The organism is Streptomyces sp. NPDC033229 (assembly GCF_055576875.1).
This window is the reverse complement of record NZ_JBVIQR010000008.1, coordinates 1-19,771: the sequence shown is the minus strand read 5'-3', so window position 1 is coordinate 19,771 and position 19,771 is coordinate 1. Positions and strand designations below refer to the sequence as shown.

The 19,771-nt window shown below is 71.6% G+C and carries 16 protein-coding genes; 5 read left to right on the top strand and 11 right to left on the bottom strand.

Annotated features, from left to right (window positions below; genetic code table 11):
• Nucleotides 1-33: 33 nt before the first annotated feature.
• The 11 genes from ACZ53N_RS09655 to folC form a co-directional block, all read right to left on the bottom strand.
• A complete protein-coding gene (locus ACZ53N_RS09655; RefSeq protein WP_469140375.1) occupies nucleotides 34-810 on the bottom strand; it encodes a TIGR03936 family radical SAM-associated protein in 777 nt (258 codons plus the stop codon).
• A gap of 177 nt (nucleotides 811-987) precedes the next feature.
• Entirely contained in the window at nucleotides 988-2,913 is a 1,926-nt protein-coding gene (locus ACZ53N_RS09650) for a TIGR03960 family B12-binding radical SAM protein (RefSeq protein WP_469140374.1), read from the bottom strand.
• A 97-nt stretch (nucleotides 2,914-3,010) separates the two neighbouring features.
• Nucleotides 3,011-4,555, bottom strand: a complete 1,545-nt coding sequence (locus ACZ53N_RS09645; protein WP_469140373.1) for a CYTH and CHAD domain-containing protein — start codon at nucleotides 4,553-4,555, stop codon at nucleotides 3,011-3,013.
• A gap of 193 nt (nucleotides 4,556-4,748) precedes the next feature.
• On the bottom strand, nucleotides 4,749-5,948 hold the full coding sequence (gene rodA / locus ACZ53N_RS09640; protein WP_469140372.1) for a rod shape-determining protein RodA: 1,200 nt from the start codon (nucleotides 5,946-5,948) through the stop codon (nucleotides 4,749-4,751).
• Nucleotides 5,945-8,203, bottom strand: coding sequence for a penicillin-binding protein 2 (gene mrdA, locus ACZ53N_RS09635; protein WP_469140371.1), 2,259 nt, complete (start codon nucleotides 8,201-8,203; stop codon nucleotides 5,945-5,947). Before mrdA ends, rodA begins: the two co-directional genes overlap by 4 nt.
• Nucleotides 8,204-8,243: 40 nt before the next feature.
• Nucleotides 8,244-8,903, bottom strand: a complete 660-nt coding sequence (gene mreD / locus ACZ53N_RS09630; protein WP_469140370.1) for a rod shape-determining protein MreD — start codon at nucleotides 8,901-8,903, stop codon at nucleotides 8,244-8,246.
• 6 nt (nucleotides 8,904-8,909) lie between these two features.
• Entirely contained in the window at nucleotides 8,910-9,842 is a 933-nt protein-coding gene (gene mreC / locus ACZ53N_RS09625; RefSeq protein WP_469140369.1) for a rod shape-determining protein MreC, read from the bottom strand.
• A 259-nt stretch (nucleotides 9,843-10,101) separates the two neighbouring features.
• Nucleotides 10,102-11,121, bottom strand: coding sequence for a rod shape-determining protein (locus ACZ53N_RS09620; protein WP_130877877.1), 1,020 nt, complete (start codon nucleotides 11,119-11,121; stop codon nucleotides 10,102-10,104).
• 285 nt (nucleotides 11,122-11,406) lie between these two features.
• On the bottom strand, nucleotides 11,407-11,820 hold the full coding sequence (ndk, locus tag ACZ53N_RS09615; RefSeq protein WP_130877723.1) for a nucleoside-diphosphate kinase: 414 nt from the start codon (nucleotides 11,818-11,820) through the stop codon (nucleotides 11,407-11,409).
• A gap of 237 nt (nucleotides 11,821-12,057) precedes the next feature.
• Nucleotides 12,058-12,396 (bottom strand): DUF4233 domain-containing protein, encoded by a 339-nt coding sequence (locus ACZ53N_RS09610; RefSeq protein ID WP_390151709.1) that lies wholly within the window; start codon nucleotides 12,394-12,396, stop codon nucleotides 12,058-12,060.
• 1 nt (nucleotide 12,397) lies between these two features.
• Complete coding sequence (gene folC, locus ACZ53N_RS09605; protein ID WP_469140368.1) at nucleotides 12,398-13,936, bottom strand: bifunctional tetrahydrofolate synthase/dihydrofolate synthase; 1,539 nt, start codon at nucleotides 13,934-13,936, stop codon at nucleotides 12,398-12,400.
• Between the two features lie 214 nt (nucleotides 13,937-14,150).
• Here folC and ACZ53N_RS09600 point away from each other — a divergent pair, with 214 nt between their 5' ends.
• From ACZ53N_RS09600 to ACZ53N_RS09580, 5 genes are all read left to right on the top strand, one after another.
• Nucleotides 14,151-15,350, top strand: coding sequence for a PAS domain-containing sensor histidine kinase (locus ACZ53N_RS09600; protein ID WP_469140524.1), 1,200 nt, complete (start codon nucleotides 14,151-14,153; stop codon nucleotides 15,348-15,350).
• Nucleotides 15,347-16,075, top strand: a complete 729-nt coding sequence (locus ACZ53N_RS09595) for a response regulator transcription factor (protein WP_469140367.1) — start codon at nucleotides 15,347-15,349, stop codon at nucleotides 16,073-16,075. The genes ACZ53N_RS09600 and ACZ53N_RS09595 overlap by 4 nt, the downstream gene beginning before the upstream one ends.
• A gap of 162 nt (nucleotides 16,076-16,237) precedes the next feature.
• Nucleotides 16,238-17,362, top strand: coding sequence for a non-hydrolyzing UDP-N-acetylglucosamine 2-epimerase (gene wecB / locus ACZ53N_RS09590; RefSeq protein ID WP_469140366.1), 1,125 nt, complete (start codon nucleotides 16,238-16,240; stop codon nucleotides 17,360-17,362).
• A gap of 99 nt (nucleotides 17,363-17,461) precedes the next feature.
• On the top strand, nucleotides 17,462-18,673 hold the full coding sequence (locus tag ACZ53N_RS09585) for a glycosyltransferase (RefSeq protein ID WP_469140365.1): 1,212 nt from the start codon (nucleotides 17,462-17,464) through the stop codon (nucleotides 18,671-18,673).
• Between the two features lie 79 nt (nucleotides 18,674-18,752).
• On the top strand, nucleotides 18,753-19,769 hold the full coding sequence (locus ACZ53N_RS09580) for a hypothetical protein (RefSeq protein ID WP_469140364.1): 1,017 nt from the start codon (nucleotides 18,753-18,755) through the stop codon (nucleotides 19,767-19,769).
• The last annotated feature ends 2 nt before the right edge of the window (nucleotides 19,770-19,771 follow it).

The window sequence follows — 19,771 nt, the reverse complement described above, 5'->3', positions numbered from 1 at the left end:
CCCTGGTGGATCGGCGGCGCTACGACGGCCGTCCTACGCGGAACCTTCCGGCACCTTCGCGGCGCTCGGCCCGGCGGCCGTGGATGGAGCGGCCGGGGCGGCGTCGCGGTCGGGCGCGAGCGGATCGGTCACCGTGCCGGACTCCTCATCGAGCAGCCCCTGCGCCAGCCTGGTCACCGCAGCGGGGACCGGCGGCGCCAGGTCGGCCGTAGCGCGGAGACCGGACAGGACGTCGTCGGGTCGCACGGCAGGTGTCAAATGCCGAACAACCAGCCGCAGTATCGCACAGGGACCGTCGCCGGGCCTATCGGCCGGGGCCTGCCGCGCTTCGAGTCGGGCCACCGCGCCACGGGCGTCGAAGGTTCGCAACCCGTTTTTCGTCCGGCGCTGGACCTCGACGGTCTCCGCGGCGAGGAAGGCCGCCACGGCCCGCTCGGCGTCCGCCACCTCGACACCGTCGAGCCGCAGCTCCCAGAGGGAGGCCTGCAGCCGGTCGGCGAACGAGGAGGTGTGGGCCTCCACCGCGTCCGTGATGTCGAGCCCGTCGGGCAGCGACTCGTCGAGCAGCTCCCTGAGCTGCCCCGGGTCGCGGAACTCGGCGAGCTGGATCTCCAGGAACTCGGCCTCACTGCCCGTGCCGGTGGGTGCGGCATTGGCGTACGACACCTTGGGATGCGGGGAGAAGCCCGCCGAGTACGCCATGGGGACGTCGGCGCGGCGCAGGGCCCGCTCGAAGGCGCGCTGGAAATCGCGGTGGCTGGTGAACCGAAGGCGGCCGCGCTTGGTGTAGCGCAGACGAATGCGCTGCACCACAGGTGCGGGCGGCGGACCTTCGGGCTGTCGCTTGCCCAGTGTCGTTCAGTCCTTCGTGAGAGCGGTCGTACTGCTACCTAGAGTACGTGCCCCACGCGGGAGCGCGCCCCGGTGGGTCGGAACGCGTGAAGGCCCCGCCGGTGCGGCGGGGCCTTCACGGGGCGCTTTCGCGTGCTACTTGACGACCGTGAGCGGCAGGAGTTTCTTGCCCGTCGGGCCGATCTGGATCGAGGTGTCCATCTGCGGGCAGACACCGCAGTCGAAGCACGGCGTCCAGCGGCAGTCCTCGACCTCGGTCTCGTCGAGCGCGTCCTGCCAGTCCTCCCAGAGCCAGTCCTTGTCGAGACCGGAGTCCAGGTGGTCCCAGGGCAGGACCTCCTCGTACGTGCGCTCACGCGTGGTGTACCAGGCGACGTCGACGCCCTGCGGGGGCAGCGTCTTCTCGGCGGACTTGATCCAGCGGTCGTAGGAGAAGTGCTCGCGCCAGCCGTCGAAACGGCCGCCGGACTCGTAGACCTCGCGGATCACGGCACCGACGCGGCGGTCGCCGCGCGAGAGCAGGCCCTCGATGATGCCGGGCTTGCCGTCGTGGTAGCGGAAGCCGATGGAGCGGCCGTACTTCTTGTCGCCGCGGATCTTGTCGCGCAGCTTCGCCAGGCGCGCGTCGGTCTCCTCGGCGGAGAGCTGCGGGGCCCACTGGAAGGGGGTGTGCGGCTTGGGCACGAAGCCGCCGATGGAGACCGTGCAGCGGATGTCGTTCTGCCCGGAGACCTTGCGGCCCTCGGCGATGACGTTGACCGCCATGTCACCGATCTGGAGGACGTCCTCGTCGGTCTCGGTCGGCAGGCCGCACATGAAGTACAGCTTCACCTGGCGCCAGCCGTTGCCGTACGCGGTGGAGACCGTACGGATCAGGTCCTCTTCCGAGACCATCTTGTTGATGACCTTGCGCATGCGCTCGGAGCCGCCCTCGGGGGCGAAGGTCAGGCCCGAGCGGCGGCCGTTGCGGGTCAGCTCGTTGGCGAGGTCGACGTTGAAGGCGTCCACGCGGGTCGACGGCAGGGAGAGGCCGATCTTGTCCTCTTCGTAGCGGTCGGCGAGGCCCTTGGCGATGTCACCGATCTCGGTGTGGTCCGCGGAGGACAGCGACAGCAGGCCGACCTCCTCGAAGCCGGTCGCCTTCAGGCCCTTCTCCACCATCTCGCCGATGCCGGTGATGCTTCGCTCCCGCACGGGGCGCGTGATCATGCCGGCCTGGCAGAAACGGCAGCCGCGGGTGCAGCCGCGGAAGATCTCCACCGACATCCGCTCGTGGACGGTCTCCGCGAGCGGGACGAGCGGCTGCTTGGGGTAGGGCCACTCGTCGAGGTCCATGACGGTGTGCTTGGAGACCCGCCACGGCACGCCGGAGCGGTTGGGCACCATACGGGCGATACGGCCGTCGGGCAGATACTCCACGTCGTAGAAGCCCGGGACGTAGACGCCGCCGGTCTTGGCGAGGCGCAGCAGCAGCTCCTCGCGGCCGCCGGGGCGGTCCTCGGCCTTCCAGGCCCGGATGATCTCGGTGATCTCCAGGACGGCCTGCTCGCCGTCGCCGATGACCGCGCAGTCGATGAACTCCGCGATCGGCTCGGGGTTGAAGGCCGCGTGGCCGCCCGCGAGGACGATCGGGTCGTCGATCGTGCGGTCCTTGGCCTCCAGCGGGATGCCCGCGAGGTCCAGGGCGGTGAGCATGTTGGTGTAGCCCAGCTCGGTGGAGAAGCTCAGGCCGAAGACGTCGAAGGCCTTGACCGGGCGGTGCGCGTCCACGGTGAACTGCGGGACGCGGTGTTCGCGCATCAGCTCTTCGAGGTCGGGCCAGACGCTGTAGGTGCGCTCGGCGAGCACGCCCTCGCGCTCGTTGAGGACCTCGTAAAGGATCATGACGCCCTGGTTGGGCAGTCCGACCTCGTAGGCGTCGGGGTACATGAGCGCCCATCGGACGTCACAGCTGTCCCAGGGCTTAACGGTGGAGTTCAGCTCTCCACCGACGTACTGAATGGGCTTCTGCACGTGCGGGAGCAGGGCTTCGAGCTGTGGGAAGACGGACTCGACAGACATCTCGACCTTCGGGAGCTGGCAGGGGGCGACTCTCTAGCGTACGCGAGGACCGGTACCCGCTCTCCCACAGCGAACGGGCACCACCATCGGGGGCCGGTCACGCCCGCAGCGCGGCCCGGTGCCGCTGCGCGGACGCCTTCTGCCACACATCCGGCAGCTCACGCTCGTACGCGGCGGCGAGGGCTTCCTCGCGGCCGTGCAGCAGCCCGAGCGTGTAGGTGCTCTCCCCCGCCGCGTGCGCCTGGATCGCGAGGGCGCGCAGCGCTTCGCGGGCCATGACGCTGTCCTGGTGTTCGCCCAGCAGGCTCTGGACGGACTTCATCCGCCGCGCGAAGCGCTTCGCGGGCTTGCCGAGGGCCGGTTTCGCGGCCTCGGCGGCGTAGCGGACGCGCTTGGCCGCCTTGCGGGCCTCGTGCAGGGCCGTGTCGCGGCCGGGTCCGGCCTCGGTGGCCAGGGCGTGCTCGACGCGGCGGGCGAGGCGGCGGTAGTCGCGCAGGACGGCCTTGGCGATGGTCTTGCGCGGGGCGTCGCTGGCGGCGGGGAGCAGGGGCGGGTCGGCGAGGAGCGCGTCGAGGGTGTCGAGGAGGGTGAGGTAGCGCTCGCTGTCGAGGACGGAGTCCAGGCGTCCGCGCGCGCCCGCGTGGCGGGCGGCGGCCCAGCGGCGCAGCCGGGCGCGGACGGGGCCGAGGACGAGGGTGTCCGGGACCTCGTCGACGCGTTCACGCAGGCGGGCGGAGAGGACTTCGCGGTCCCGGTCGACACCCAGTTCTCGGGCGAGCCATTTGAGCTCCGCCCCGATCGGGTCGGTGACCTCGCGGTCGAGCACCTTGCCGAAGGTGCGGAAGGCACTGCGCAACCGGCGGGTGGCGACGCGCATCTGGTGGACGGAGTCGTCGACGTCGCGCCGGACGTCGAGGTCGCCCGTGACGACGGCTTCGGCCTGGGTGCGGACGTAGGCCAGGACGTGGTCACCGGCGGTGGGCTTGCCGGGCCGGTCCGGGCGTCGCTTCCGTTTTTCGGGCACCGGAGGTTCGGGGTCGGTCTCGGCGAGAGCGCGGGACAGCTTGGAGGGGGCCTTCGAGGTGTGCAGGCCCGCTGCCCGCAGATGGGGTTCGACGGTGTCGAGGAAGCCGGGGTCGGTGTCCTTGCCGAGCTCCAGCTCGAATTCCGTCCAGTGGGCCGTGCGGCCGCCGTCGGGGAGCCGGGTGGCGGTGACCGCGTCGGCGCTCGCCTCGGCGAGGACCCCGCCGTGCTCGTCGAGGAGGAGGTGGACCTCGCGGCGGGAGACGATCCGCACGAGGGGGGCGAGCCGCGCGTGGCGGGTCCGGGAGCGGACGAGGGCGGCGAGGGCGCGGGGGACGTCGGGTGACAGGGGGGCGCGGATCTCGTCGCGGGTACCGGGGGCGACGGGGAGCTTGAGGTGCCACCCCTCGTCGGTGCCGCCCGTGCGGCGGCGCAGGGTGATGCCCGCGGCGGCCAGTCGGCGGTCGTCGGTGTCGTAGTAGACGGCGTCCAGCTCCGCCGGTTCCTGCTCGGCGACGGTCGCGACGCCCGCCACCTCGCTGAGGTCGGGCAGCCGGGGCGCGGCCGCGCTGTCTTCGGCTTCGTATTTCCGCTCGATCTCTCGCACGGTGTCCGCCATGAGGCGAATCTAATGCGTGGGGGGCCGGGCCGACAGGCCGCGGGCATGTCCGGCGGGACTTCGGCTGCCGACCGCTGTGCCGCCTGCGGCGGCGAGCGCCCTGCGGGCGCGTCCTCAAACGCCGGACGGGCCGGTTTCAGCTGGGCTCAGCCGCCGAGCCCGTCCGGCGCTTGAGGACACCGCCGGTCAGGCACTAGGCCGATACGGGACGTTGCACCTTGATGGACTGCAGGAGTCCGACGGCGATCCAGGCGGCGAACATGGACGAGCCTCCGTAGGACACGAAGGGCAGGGGCAGGCCGGTGACGGGCATGATCCCCAGCGTCATGCCGATGTTCTCGAAGGACTGGAAGGCGAACCAGGCGATGATGCCGGCGGCCACGACCGTGCCGTACAGCTCGGTGGTGTCGCGGGCGATGCGGCAGGCGCGCCACAGGATGACGCCGAGCAGGGCGATGATGAGTCCCGCGCCGACGAAGCCGAGCTCCTCGCCGGCGACGGTGAAGATGAAGTCGGTCTGCTGTTCGGGCACGAACTGGCCGGTGGTCTGGCTGCCGCGGAAGAGGCCGGAGCCGGTGAGGCCGCCGGAGCCGATGGCGATGCGCGCCTGGTTGGTGTTGTAGCCGACGCCCGCCGGGTCGAGGGCGGGGTTGGCGAAGGCGGCGAAGCGGTTGATCTGGTATTCGTCCAGCACGCCGAGCTGCCAGATGAGGACGCAGCCGAGGACGCCGGTGCCGAGCAGTCCGGCGATCCAGCGGTTGGAGGCGCCGGAGGAGAGCAGCACGGCGAGCACGATCACCACGAGGACCATGACCGAGCCGAGGTCGGGCATCAGCAGGATGATGACGATCGGGAGCGCGGCCAGGCCGAGGGCTTCCATCACGGTGCGGTGGTCGGGGTGCAGCCGGTCGCCGGCGTCGACCTTGGAGGCCAGCAGCATCGCCATCCCGAGGGTGATGGTGATCTTGGTGAATTCGGAGGGCTGGATGGAGAAGCCGCCGCCGAGCTGGATCCAGGACCGGGCGCCGTTGATGGTCGCGCCGAGCGGGGTGAGCACGGCGGCGGTGAGCAGCACGGAGATGCCGTACAGGATGGGGACGGCGCCGCGCAGGGCGCGGTGGCCGAGCCAGACCGCGCCGACGGCGAGCGCGAGCCCTATGCCGGTGTTGAGGATGTTACGCAGCAGGAAGTAGTACGGGTCGCCGTGGTTGAGCTCGGTACGGCCGCGGGTGGCGGAGTAGACGAGCAGGGTGCTGATGCCGGACAGGGCGAGCGCGGCGAAGAGCATGACCCAGTCGAGCCTGCGGACGACGGAGTCGCGGGCGGTGAGCTTGCCCCAGGTGCCGCGCTCGGGGCTGTAGCGGCGGACTTTGTAGCCGTCGGTGGTGCTCACTCGTCCTGCCCCCCTGCCGCCGCCGGGTCGGGCTTCTCCGTGGAGTCGGGGTCGTCCGGTTTCCGGGCGGAGTCCGGGTCGTCCGGCTTTTCCGTGGAGCCCGCCGCTGCGGGCTTCTGTCCCGTGCCGTCCTTCTCTTCCTCCTTGCGGGCGGGCGGGCTCGGAATGGCCTGGGCCTCGATGGTCCCGTCCTTCTGGATCTTCGGGAGCTTCGCCTCGGGCCTGGGCAGCAGCGCCTTCTTGGCGTCGATCCCGCCCTTCTCGTCGACGCCGTAGAGCGCGTTGTAGATCTTGCGTACGGCCGGGCCGGAGGCGCCGGAGCCGGTGCCGCCCTGGGAGATCGTCATGACGATGGTGTAGTCCTCGGTGTACGTCGCGAACCACGAGGTCGTCTGCTTGCCGTAGACCTCCGCGGTACCGGTCTTGGCGTGCATCGGGATCTGCTTCTGCGGCCAGCCGCCGAACCGCCAGGCGGCGCTGCCGTTGGTGGCGACACCGGCCAGGGCGCGGTCGAGCTGGTCGCGGGTCTTGCGGTCGAAGGGCAGCTTGCCGTGGGACCGGGGCTTGATCTCCTCGACCCGCTTGCCGTCGGGGCTGACGACGGCCTTGCCGACGGTGGGGTTGTAGAGGGTGCCGCCGTTGCTGATGGCGGCGTAGATGGTGGCCATCTGGACGGGGGTGACGAGCGTGTCGCCCTGGCCGATGGAGTAGTTGACGGAGTCACCGGCGCGCATCCGCATGCCGGACTCGCAGTTCTCCTTGGCGATCTTCCCGGCGTAGCTGTCGTCGTCCTTCTTGCCCTGCTTGCACCAGGCGTCCTTGTTGGACTTCCAGTAGTTCTTCTTCCAGTCGCGGTCGGGGACGCGGCCGCGGACCTCGTTGGGCAGGTCGATGCCGGTCTGCTTGCCGAGGCCGAACTGGTGGGCGGTCTTGTAGAACCAGTCCGCCGGGTGCTTGGGGTTGTTGCCGCCGTCCTTCTGCCACTGGCGGTAGGCCAGGTCGTAGAAGACGGTGTCGCAGGAGACCTCCAGGGCCCGGCCGAGGTCGATGGGCCCGTAGCCCTTGGACTCGAAGTTCTTGAAGACCTGGTTGCCGATGCTGTACGAGCTGGAGCAGTTGTAGTTGTCGGTGAAGGAGTAGCCGGCGTTGACGGCGGCGGTCGCGGAGATGACCTTGAAGACCGAGCCGGGGGCGGCCTGGCCCTGGATCGCCCGGTTGAGCAGTGGGAAGTTGGAGTCCTTGCCGGTGAGCCCCTGGTAGTCCTTGGCGGAGATGCCGCCGACCCAGGCGTTGGGGTCGTACGTCGGGTTGGAGGCCATGGCGACGACGCGGCCGGTCTTGGACTCCATCACCACGACGGCGCCCGCGTCGGCCTTGTAGTTGACGCCGGTGTTGCGGTCCATCTCCTTGCGGGCGTCCTTCATCGCCTGGTCCAGTTCTCGTTCCGCTATGGCCTGCACACGGGCGTCGACGCTGGTGACGATGTTGGCGCCGGGCTCGGCCTTGTCGCTCTTGGCCTTGCCGATGACACGGCCGAGGTTGTCGACCTCGTAGCGGGTGACGCCGGCCTTGCCGCGCAGCTCGGTGTCGTACTGGCGCTCCAGACCCGAGCGGCCGATCTGGTCGGAGCGCAGCAGCGGGGAGCGGCTGTCCTTGGCCTTGGTGATCTCGTCGTCGGTGACGGGCGAGAGATAGCCGAGGACCTGGGCGGTGTTGGAGCCGCCGGGTCCGGCGTAGCGGCGGACGGCGGTGGGCTCGGCGGTGATGCCGGGGAAGTCCTCGGCGCGCTCGCGGATCTGCAGGGCCTGCTGGGTGGTGGCCTCGTCGGTGATGGGGATGGGCTGGTAGGGCGAGCCGGCCCAGCAGGGCTGGGGGGTCTTGGCGTCGCAGAGCCGCACCTTGGCGGCGACGTCCTCGGGCTTGAGTTCGAGGATGCCCGCGAGGCGGGTGAGGACGCCCTTGCCCTTGTCCTTCATCTTCATCAGGTCGGTGCGGCTGGCGGAGACGACGAGGCGCGTCTCGTTGTCGGCGAGGGGCACGCCGCGGGCGTCGAGGATCGAGCCGCGGGTGGCGGGGGCGACGACCTGCTGGATGTGGTTGTTGGCGGCTTCGGCCGTGTACTGGTCGCCGCTGCGGATCTGGAGGTACCAGAGCCGTCCGCCGAGGGTGAGCAGGAGGGAGAAGACGAGGACCTGGATGACGACGAGCCGGATGGTGACGCGCGAGGTGCGCCCGGTCTCGGGGAGGTTGCTCATGGGGTCCCCGCCTCCCGCCGGCTGCCGGTGAATCGCTGCGTCACAGTCGCTTGACCCCCTTGATGCGTCCGGACTTGTTCTTCGCCGACTTGGTCAGCAGCCCGCCGCGCTGGCTGCCGATGCGGTTCGCCCGGCCGCCGGAGAGCCAGCCGTAGGAGCCCTCGCCGCCCGCGGGGGAGCCGTCGCCGGCGAGCGGGTCGTTGTGGGTGCGGCGCGCCAGCGCCATGATCAGCGGCACGGTGAAGGGCGCGAGCAGCAGGTCGTACAGGGCGGCGGTGAGGACGAGGCCGGTCAGCCCCACATGGCGGGCGGCGGTGTCGCCGACGAGGGAGCCGACGCCCGCGTAGAGCAGGGTGGAGCCGACGGCCGCGGCGAGGACGACGAGCATCGGGACGGTGGCCGACCGCATCCGGCCGTTCTCGGGCCGGGCGAGGCCCACCGTGTAGCCGACGAGACACAGCACGAGGGCGTAGCGGCCGGTGGCGTGGTCGGCGGGCGGTGCGAGGTCGGCGAGGAGGCCCGCGGCGAAGCCGATGAGGGCGCCGCTGGTGTGGCCGTAGACCAGGGCGAGGCCGATGACGACGAGGAGCAGCAGGTCGGGGACGGCTCCGGGGAGGTGGAGCCGGGCGAAGACGCTGACCTGGACGACGAGGGCGACCACCACGAGCACGGTGGAGAGCAGGATCCGGTTGAGGCGCATCGGTCTTCAGTCCCTGGGCTTGGCGCTCGCGGAGGGGGTGACCGTGACGGTCACCGTGGGGGCCGGCTTGGGGGCTTCCGGCTTGGGCGGCAGGACGGTGTCGCGCGGGTCGGTGCGGGGCGGCTGGACGACGACCCCGACGACGTCGAGCTTGCTGAAGCCGACGAAGGGGCGGACCTGGAGGGTGCGGGTCAGTCCGCCGCCGGCGGGCTCGACGCGGGTGACCCGGCCGACGGGGACGCCGGGCACGAAGGGCTTGTCCTTGCTGGAGCCGAAGGTGACGAGCCGGTCCCCCTCGCGCACGGCGGCCTTGCCGTTGAGGAGTTCGACGCGCAGGGAGCGGTCGCCCTGGCCGTTGGCGAAGCCGATCTCGCCGGTCTTCTCCATCCGGGTGCCGACGGTGAACTTGGGGTCGTTGGCGAGGAGGACGGTCGCGGTGGACGGTCCGACGGTGGTGACCCGGCCGACGAGTCCGTCGCCGTTGAGGACGGTCATGTCGCGCTTGATGCCGTCGTTGGCGCCGGAGTCGATGGTGACGGTCCAGGAGAAGCCCTGGGCCGCTCCTATGGCGATGACCTGGGCGCCCTTGATGCCGTACTGGCCGGCTCCGGCGGTCTTGAGCATGGCGTCGAGGTCGCGGACCCGGCCGCGGTTGCGGTCGTCGCTGCCGAGCCGCTGCTTCAGAGCGGTGTTCTCGCGCTCCAATTCGCTGATCCTGGTGTGGCGTTCGCCGGAGTCGCGGACGGCGGCGACGGCGTTGCCGACCGGGTCGACGGCGGAGGCGACGCCCTCCTCGACCGGGCCGAAGACCGAGGCGGCGGCATGCCGGGCACCGTCGAGCGGGGACCGCTCGCCACCACGGATGTCCACCGTGATCAGCGCGAAAGCGATGGCGACCAGCAGCACCAGCAGCAGCCGGCTCTCTCGTGTGTCCCTCACGTGCGGCGGCGTGCCCTTCTCATCGGACCGGCCGGGCTGCGGGTCCGGGCCGGTCATCGGGAGCGTTCTGCCTGTATATCAGGTTGTTTCCCGGCGGTGCCGGTGCGCCGGGACGCGGTCGGCCGAAGACCTTCGGCGCCTTCGGGCCGTACCCCCCGAAGGTCCCCGGTGGCCCCCGGCAGAGGGGTCCGGGAAGCCGCTCCGGGGGCGGAGCAACGTTCCTCCCCCGCTCCCGGGCGGGGGAGGTCTCAGCCGTGCGTCAGCGGCGCGGCTGGGCGTCGAGCACCTGCTGGAGCGCCTCGAACTCCTCGACGCACTTGCCCGAGCCGAGGGCGACGGAGTCCAGCGGGTCCTCGGCGATGTGGATCGGCATGCCGGTCTCCCGGCGCAGCCGCTCGTCGAGGCCGCGCAGCAGGGCGCCGCCGCCCGTGAGAACGATGCCGCGGTCCATGACGTCACCCGACAGCTCGGGCGGGCACTTGTCGAGGGTGGTCTTGACCGCGTCGACGATGGAATTGACGGGCTCCTCGATGGCCTTGCGGACCTCCGCGGCGGAGATCACCACGGTCTTCGGCAGCCCGCTGACCAGGTCGCGGCCACGGATCTCGGTGTGCTCGTCCTGCTCCAGGTCGTACGCCGAACCGATGGTGATCTTGATCTGCTCGGCGGTGCGCTCGCCCAGGAGGAGGCTGTACTCCTTCTTGATGTGCTGGATGATCGCGTTGTCCAGCTCGTCGCCCGCGACGCGGATGGACTGCGCGGTGACAATCCCGCCCAGCGAGATGACGGCGACCTCGGTGGTGCCGCCGCCGATGTCGACGACCATGTTGCCGGTGGCCTCGTGGACCGGCAGGCCCGAGCCGATCGCGGCGGCCATGGGCTCCTCGATGATGTGCACCTGCCGGGCGCCGGCCTGGGTGGAGGCCTCGATCACGGCGCGCCGCTCGACGCCGGTGATACCGGAGGGCACACAGACCACGACGCGCGGACGGGCCATCCAGCGCCGCTTGTGGATCTTGAGGATGAAGTACCGGAGCATGCGCTCGGTGATCTCGAAGTCGGCGATGACGCCGTCCTTCAGCGGGCGGACGGCGACGATGTTGCCCGGGGTGCGGCCGATCATCTTCTTCGCCTCGGAGCCGACCGCGAGGATGCCGCCGGTGTTGGTATTGATGGCGACGACGGACGGTTCGTTGAGGACGATTCCGCGACCTCTGACGTACACCAGCGTGTTGGCGGTCCCGAGGTCGACAGCCATGTCACGGCCGATGAACGACATGTTGTTCCCCATGAGGATACGTCTGGCCTTCCCAGCTGGAGCGAATGCTTACTTGAGGTCGGCAGGTGTGGTGCGCTGCGGGGCGCGGAAGCTTCATCGTAGTCTCGACCGCTCGAACGCGGTGCGAGGGTTCCTCCGCCATTGTCGGCGGAACACGAGCGCGCCCCAGTAATGGTGACGTCGTGTCGGAGTGAGAGGTTCCCTCGTTCGCCGCGCATATGCCAGAGGGCGACCGAAAAGAAATCGGTCGCCCCTGATCAGAATGGGCGCGGGCCTGATGCGGTATCAGGCGAGGCCGGGAAAGAAAATCTTGATTTCCCGCTGGGCGGACTCCTCGGAGTCCGAGGCGTGGATGAGGTTCTCCCGGGTGATGGTGCCGAAGTCGCCACGAATGGATCCCGGGGCCGCCGCGATCGGGTCGGTGGGACCGGCCAGCGCGCGGACGCCCTCGATCACCCGCTCGCCCTCGACGACCAGCGCCACGACCGGGCCGGAGGCCATGAAGCCCATCAGCGGCTCGTAGAACTCACGACCGACGTGCTCGGCGTAGTGCTGCTCCAGCGTCGCCCGGTCCAGGGTCCGCAGCTCCAGCGCGCTGATCGTCCAGTTCGCCTTGCGCTCGATCCGGCCGACGATCTCGCCGATCAGGCCGCGGCGGACCGCGTCGGGCTTGAGAAGGACGAGGGTGCGCTGGCTCATATTGCGGCTCCTTGCAGGCAGGGTGTGGTGCGGCAGAGAGTACAGGGGCGCGGGTGCGCTCCCGAACCAGGCCCGGGCCGGCCCGTGCACGGCCGGTGCTGTGTCCTCAAGCGCCGGACGGACTTGGCAGCCGAGCTCAGCCACATCAAGCCCGTCCGGCGCTTGAGGACGCGCCCGCAGGGCGCTCGCCGCCGCAGGCGGCAAGACGGCCCGCAGCCGAAGATCCGTCGGCCAGGCCTACGCCGCGGCCTGGCCCGCGAAGCGGGCCTTCGCCTCGTCGACCTTGCGGCCGAAGTGCACCGAGGCCCACCACAGGCCGGCGAAGACCACCCCGAGGATGAACATCATCGGGACCACGAAACCGCTCGCGATCAGGCCGATCTGCAGCAGCCAGCCCAGCTGTACGCCGCCGGGCCGGGTGAGCATGCCGCACAGCAGCACGCTCAGCAGCATCGCGGTGCCGCTGACCGCCCAGACCGTGCCGGTGGACAGGTCGGAGGTCTGCATGGCGACCAGCCCGGCGAAACCGATGACGAAGAATTCACCGATCAGGGTGCTCGCGCACAGCGTTCTCATGTCAGCCCTTTCCCAACAGCAGCCGGGCCTCGCCGACCGTGATCACCGAGCCGGTCACCAGCACACCCGCGCCGGCGTACTCGGCCTCTTCCTCCGCGAGGGTGATCGCCGCCTCCAGCGCGTCGTCCAGACGGGGCTCGACCTGCACCCGGTCCGCGCCGAAGACCTCGACGGCCACGCCCGCCAGCTCGTCGGGGTCCATGGAGCGCGGGGTGGAGTTCCGGGTCACCACGATCTCGTTGAAGATCGGCTCGAAGGCCTCCAGGAGACCGCGGACGTCCTTGTCGGCGCTGGCGCCGACCACACCGACAAGTCGGCTGAATCCGAACGCCTCGCTGACCGCTTCGGCCGCGGCGCGCGCGCCCGCCGGGTTGTGCGCGGCGTCCAGCACGACGGTGGGGCTGCGGCGCACGACCTCCAGACGGCCCGGCGAGGTGACCGAGGCGAAGGCCCTGCGGACCGTGTCGACGTCGAGCGTGCGGGCGTGCTGGGAGCCGATCCCGAAGAACGCCTCCACAGCGGCCAGGGCGACCGCGGCGTTGTGCGCCTGGTGTGCCCCGTACAGCGGAAGGAAGACGTCCGGGTATTCGCCGCCCAGGCCGCGCAGGGTCAGCAGCTGCCCGCCGACCGCCACCTCGCGGGCCGTGACGCCGAACTCCATGCCCTCGCGGGCGACCGTGGCGTCCGCCTCGACCGAGCGCTTGAGCAGCACCTGCGCCGCGTCGACCGGCTGCTGGGCCAGCACGACGGTGGCATCGGTCTTGACGATCCCGGCCTTCTCCTCGGCGATCTCGCCGGGGGTGGAGCCGAGCCGGTCGGTGTGGTCGAGGGAGATGGGGGTGACCACGGCGACGCCGGCGTCGATGACGTTGGTCGCGTCCCAGGTGCCGCCCATGCCGACCTCGACGACCGCCACGTCCACGGGCGCGTCGGCGAAGGCCGCGTAGGCCATCGCGGTGAGCACCTCGAAGAAGGACAGCCGGTACTCCTCGCGGTCGTCGACCATCTGGACGTACGGCTGGATGTCGCGGTACGTCTCGATGAAGCGCTCGGCCGCGATCGGCGCGCCGTCGAGGCTGATCCGCTCGGTGACGGACTGCACGTGCGGGCTGGTGTAGCGGCCGGTCCGCAGGTCGAAGGCGCCCAGCAGGGCCTCGATCATGCGGGCGGTGCTGGTCTTGCCGTTGGTGCCGGTGATGTGGATCGAGGGGTAGGCGCGCTGCGGCTGGCCCAGGATGTCCATCAGGGCCTCGATGCGCACCCGCGACGGGTCGAGCTTGGTCTCACCCCAGCGACCCGCCAGCTCGGCCTCCACCTCGCGGAGCTCCCGGTCCACCTCCGGGTCGGCCGGGCGGGCCGGCACGCCGTCGCCCTGCGGCTGCCCGCCCTGGGCGCGCAGGGTGCGGCTGCCCGCCTCGATCACGGCGAGGTCGGGGTCGCGGTCGGTCTCGGCTTCGACGATCTCGGCGAACTGGTCGTTTCCGCCAGATGCACCGGGTTCCGTGTCGCCATGGTCGTCGTTCAGGGGGCGCTCGCTCACGCCGACCAGTCTACGGAGCCGGGGCGGCGCGCGGGGCCGGGGACGGGCTGGCGCGGCAGGGGTCACACTCGCCGGGAGCGCCCCGCGCCGCCCGACTGGCCGCCGCCGGGGGCCGGTTCACACCAAGCGGGGCCGGGATTCGTGACATACGGTTTTTCCGAAATCTCCGGTGACCGCAGTACGGGCCCCGCCCGAGGAGAGCTGGGTGAGCGACATGGCGTCCGAGGACCGGGAGCGGCTCGGGGCCGTCCTGGAGGCGCTGCCCCCGGGCGCGCTGCTGCAGAGCCCGGACGACCGGGTGCTCGCGGTCAACCAGAAGTTCGTCCGCATGTTCGATCTGGCGGGCCGGGCCGACCTCTCCCCCGGCGCCCCCGTGCGCCCGCTCCTCCCCCTCGTACGGGCCTTCTTCACCGCCGACCACACCGGCCCCCGCGCCCTCGACGGGCTGCCGGCTCACGGCCGCATCCACCGGGTGGCCGAGATTCCCCTCGACGACGGGCGCGTCATCCGCCGCGAGGTCGAACCGCTGCGCCACGAGGGTGCCTACCTCGGGGCCCTGTGGCTCTTCGACGACATCAGCGAGCGCAAGCGGCGCGAGCGCGATCTCGAGCGGGACAACCTGGCCCTCACCGAGCTGGCCCGGCAGCGCAACGCCTTCACCGCCGCCGCCTCCCACGAACTGCGCACCCCGCTCTCCTCCATCAGCAGCTTCTGCGAGCTGCTCACCGACCCGGCCTTCGGGGAGCTGACCGGTGACCAGCGCTCCTTCCTCGACGCCATCGGGCGCAACGCCGAGCGGATGCAGCGGGTGATCTCCGATCTGCTGCTCACCACCCGGATGCGGGCCGCCGGGCCACACCTGGAATTCGGCCCCGTGGAGGTGGGCCGGATGCTGGAGGACGCCGTGCTGGACCGGTTCGGCACGGGCCGGGGGCCGGGCGTGTTCACCGTGGTGGACTGCGCCCCGGGCCCCGTTCTCCGCGGCGACCGGCACCGGCTGCGGCACGTGCTCGTCAATCTGCTGGAGAACGCCGCGAAGTTCACCCCGCCGGACGGCCGGATCACCGTCACGGCGGCGCCCCGGGGCGACCACTGGGAGATCGAGGTCGCCGACACCGGCATCGGGATCCCCGAGCGGTACCGCGAGGAGATCTTCACCGGCTTCGTCCGGGCCCCCAACGCGCAGCACGGCGGCTACCCCGGCACCGGCCTGGGGCTCGCCATCAGCCGCACCATCGTCCAGCTGCACGGTGGCACGATCACGGCGGGTGGCCGGGAGGGCGAGGGCGCGGCGTTCCTGATCCGGCTGCCCGTCGCCGGTCCCGGGCCGGACGCCCCGGCCGCTCCGGTCGCTCCGGTCGCTCCGGGAGAGACTGCTGCCGGAGGGGCCGCTACCGGAGAGGCACCGGCATGACGCGCGTACTCGTCGTCGAGGACGACGCCGACCTCGCCCTCGCCCTGCGGACCCTCCTCAGCCAGGCCGGCCACGAGGTCATCCACGCCGACAACGGCCGCGACGGGCTGCGGCTGCTCTTCGCCGAGCGGCCCGCGCTGATGGTTCTGGACATCGGGCTGCCGCAGCTCAACGGCTGGGAGGTGCTGGAGCGCACCCGGGACCTGAGCGATCTGCCCGTACTGCTGCTCACCGCCCGCGGCGCCGAGAGCGACCGGGTCCGGGGCCTGCGGGCGGGCGCCGACGACTACCTGCCCAAGCCCTTCGGCAACGACGAGCTGCTCGCCCGCGTCGAGGCCCTGCTGCGCCGCAGCGCGCCCACCCGCTGGGCCGGCGACTCCTTCGACGACGGGCTGCGGCTGGTGCCGGACCGCCGCTCGGCGGTCTGGCAGGGCCACGAGGCGCGGCTCAGCGACATCGAGTACCGGCTGCTCCAGGTGCTCGTCCGCAACCGGGGCCGGGTGATCACCACCGATCAGCTGCTCGACCGGGTGTGGGACGACCCGCAGGGCACGGGCCGGGAGCGGGTGAAGTTCGCGGTGTTGCGACTGCGGCGGAAGCTGCGCCAGGCGGCCGGGGACGAGGCGGCGGACCCGCTGGAGGCCGTCCGGGGGCTGGGCTACCGCTACCGCGCGAACGGGGAGGGTGAGGGCGGGCCGGACCCGGAGGGGCCCGAAGGGCCCTGACCCGCGCGGGCCAAAAGTCCCGGGTCCGTACGGGCCCGAAGTCACCACTCGCCGCCCTCACGGCGCTCGCAACCGTCCGGCAACCGACGACCGTCCCGACGCGCAACCGACACACCACAGGCTCTGGAGCTGTCACCGCCTGCCAGCCCCAGGAGTCCTCTCGTGTCCCTGCCCCCGCGCAGCATCGCCATCGTCCTCGGTACCCGCCCCGAGCTGGTCAAGCTCACCGACCTCGTGCGTCTCCTCGGCCCCGCCGCGCACCTCGTCCACACCGGGCAGCACTACGACGAGGAGCTGTCGGGCCGCTTCCTGACCGAGCTGGGCCTGCCCGAGCCGACCTTCCTGACCGGCATCGGCGGCCGCCCCCGGGCCGTGCAGATCTCCGCGGCGCTCGCGCAACTCGACGCCCTCTTCGCCGCCGAGCCGCCGCTGGCCGTCGTCGTCCAGGGCGACACCAACGCCGCCCTCGCCGGTGCGCTCGCCGCCAACGCCCGCGGCATCCCGCTGCTGCACGTCGAGGCCGGTCTGCGCAGCCACGACCGGAACATGCCCGAGGAGCACAACCGCGTCCTCATCGACCGGATCGCGGACGTGCTGTGCGCGGCCACCGGGGACAACCGCGCCAATCTGCTCGCCGAGGGCATCGCCGACGAGCGGATCGCCGTCACCGGCAACACCGTCGTCGAAGCCGTGCGCAACCAGCTCCCCGACGCCCCCGAGCGGGCCGCGCTGCTGGCCCGCCACGGGCTGCGCGCCGACGGTTTCGTCCTGGCCACCGTGCACCGCCCGGAGAACACCGACTCCCCCGAGGCGCTGCGCGCGATCCTCGGTGAGCTGGGTGCCCTCGCTGCCGACATCCCCGTCGTCCTGCCGCTGCACCCGCGCACCCGGGCCCGGATCGCCTCCGCCGGGCTGGCGGAGCTGCTGGCCCCGCTGTTCGTGACCGCGCCGCTGGGCTACGCCGAGTTCCTCGCGCTGGCCGCGCACGCCGCGCTGCTCGTCTCCGACTCCGGCGGCATCCAGGAGGAGTGCACGGTCCTCGGACGCCCGCTGGTGGTCGTCCGCCGCTCGACCGAGCGCCCGGAGGCGATGGCGGACTTCGCGGACCTCGTCGAGCCGGGGACGGAGATCGGGCGCGCCGCCCGGCGCCGCCTGGCGGAGGGCCCGGCGGGCCTGGAGCGCCTGGCGGCCCTGCCGAGTCCCTTCGGGGACGGGTCGGCTTCGGAGCGGATCGTCGCGCTGCTGACGGCGGTCACCGCGCCGCGGCAACTGGCCGCCGCGGCCTAGGCCTTCTCCCCCGCCCCGCCCCTTCCCGTACCCGGGGCTCCGCCCCGGACCCCGGTCCTCAAGCGCCGGACGGGCTGCCCCCCCAGGAGCTTCCCCCACATGTTCGACAACCCCCTCCTGCTCGTTTTCCCCTTCTTCCTCCTGCTCTGCTTCCTGCTGTACTGGGCCGGCGCCCGCCACGCGTACACGCGCCGAGCCGAGGCCGGCATCGGCGACCCCGCGAGCCACGACTGGCACTTCTTCGTGCCGTGCCGCGACGAGGAGGCCGTCGTCGCCACGACCGTCGGCCGGATGCGGAGCGACTTCCCCGGCGCCCACGTCTGGGTCATCGACGACGACAGCGACGACCGGACCGGCGCGATCGTCGCGGAGCTGGCCGAGACGGACCGCCGGGTCCACCTCGTGCGCCGGCACCGCCCGAACGCCCGTACCGGCAAGGGGGCGGCGCTCAACGCCGCGTACGACGAGCTGAACCAGTTCCTGGGCGGGAACACCGACCGCGAGCGGGTCGTCGTGTGCGTCATCGACGCCGACGGCCAGCTCGACCCGCAGGCCTTGGCCCGGGTCAGCGGCCCGAGCGGCTTCGGCGACCCGGAGATCGGCGGCGTGCAGGTCAGCGTCCGGATGCGGAACACCGAGGACCCGCGCCCGCTGCCCGACCGCGGCCGGGTCCGCAATGCCTTCGCCCGGCTGCTGGTGCGCATGCAGGACATGGAGTTCTCCGTGTCCAACGCCGGGATGCAGCTGTTGCGCGGCCGCACCGGCTCCGTCGGTCTCGGCGGCAACGGCCAGTTCACCCGGCTCTCGGCCCTGGACCGCATCGCGGCCGCCGAGCGCCGCCCGTGGCAGCGCGGTGCCCTGCTGGAGGACTACGAGCTGGGTCTGCACATGATCCTGGGTGGTGACCGGATATCCCACATAGCCGACACCTGGGTCTCCCAGGAGGGGCTGCCGCACGGCCGCCGGTTCCTCACCCAGCGCACCCGTTGGGCGCAGGGCAATCTGCAGTGCGTCCGCTACGCGCCGCGCATCGTCTCCTCGCGCCACTACAGCGGCAAGGGCGTCCTGGAGACGCTCTACACCTTCCTCCAGCCGGTCGCCCACCTGGTCACGCTGGCCCTGTGCGCGGTGATGTTCGTCTTCCTGGGGCTGTCCATGGCCGACGAGGGCGCGGGCGAGACGCTCGGCGGCATTCTGGCCCGGTGGCCGTGGAGAGCTGACGGACCGTTCTACGGACCGTCACCGGCAAACCATGAGGTGAGTCACACAGCCCGCGCACAGCACAACCTCCCGTCCCCCGTCGTCATCTGACGGCCGGGGACTCATGCCCGGAGCCGTTCCGGGCGGCGGACACGGGAGCGTTGTGCGGATACCTGAAGTCAGCACAAGGATGCATCTGCTGCTGCTCACCGCGTGGACCGTCCTGTGGTTCGCGGTGGTGGAGCCGAACGGCGGGTTCTCCTGGCACTACCTGCGCACCGGCGGCGAGCTGATCTACCAGGGCTCGTCGGGCGACGGCACCGGCGGGCTCAATCTCTACGCCCACCACCCCGAGCTCCAGATGGGTCCCATCAGCTTCCTGGTGGCGGGGCTGTTCAACCCCTTCTCGGAGCACACGGGCCAGTTCCTGGCGGCGGCGTTCATGTCCGTGCTGGGCCTGGTGATCCTGGTCCTCGCCGGGCGCAGCGCCGCGACGCACTTCCTCGGCACCGGCACCAACCATCAGCGGCTGCGGCAACGCGTCCTGATCGCGGGGCTCGCCTTCATCCCCATGTGGATCGAGGTGTCGGTCCGCTTCGGCCACCTCGACGACGTGCTCGCGCTGTTCTTCACCGCGCTGGCCGTGTGGTTCCTGACCCGCTGCAACCCCGCCGCCGTCGGCGCCTGTCTGGCCCTGGCCATGGACTCCAAGCCGACCGCGCTGGCGTTCCTGCCGCTGATCCTCGCCCTGCCCAGGGACCGCTGGCTGCGCGCGGTGCTGTGGTGCGCGGGCCTGGTGGCCGTCGCCTGGCTGCCGTTCTTCCTCGTCGCCCCGGACTCCTTCGCCGCCGCGAAGTTCACGATCCCCAACAACCCGGCGTCCGCGCTGCGCTGGCTGGGCGCGAACGACCCCGAGACGCCCGACTGGGCCCGGCCGGCCCAGGCCGCGCTCGGTCTCACGCTCGGCGCGGTCGCGGTGTGGCGCGGACGCTGGGCGGGGGTCGTCCTGCTGGGCGCGAACGCCCGCATCCTCCTGGACCCCAGCGTCTACACCTACTACACCGCGTCGGTGCTGCTCGGCACCCTGCTGTGGGACGTGTGCGGACAGCGGCGGCTAGGGCGCGTATTCGGTTGTGATCAAGGGCTGGTCCGGGTGAGGTCCTTGATCCAGATCAATGAAGCGCGCAGGTGGAGGCCGGCGAGGTAGCT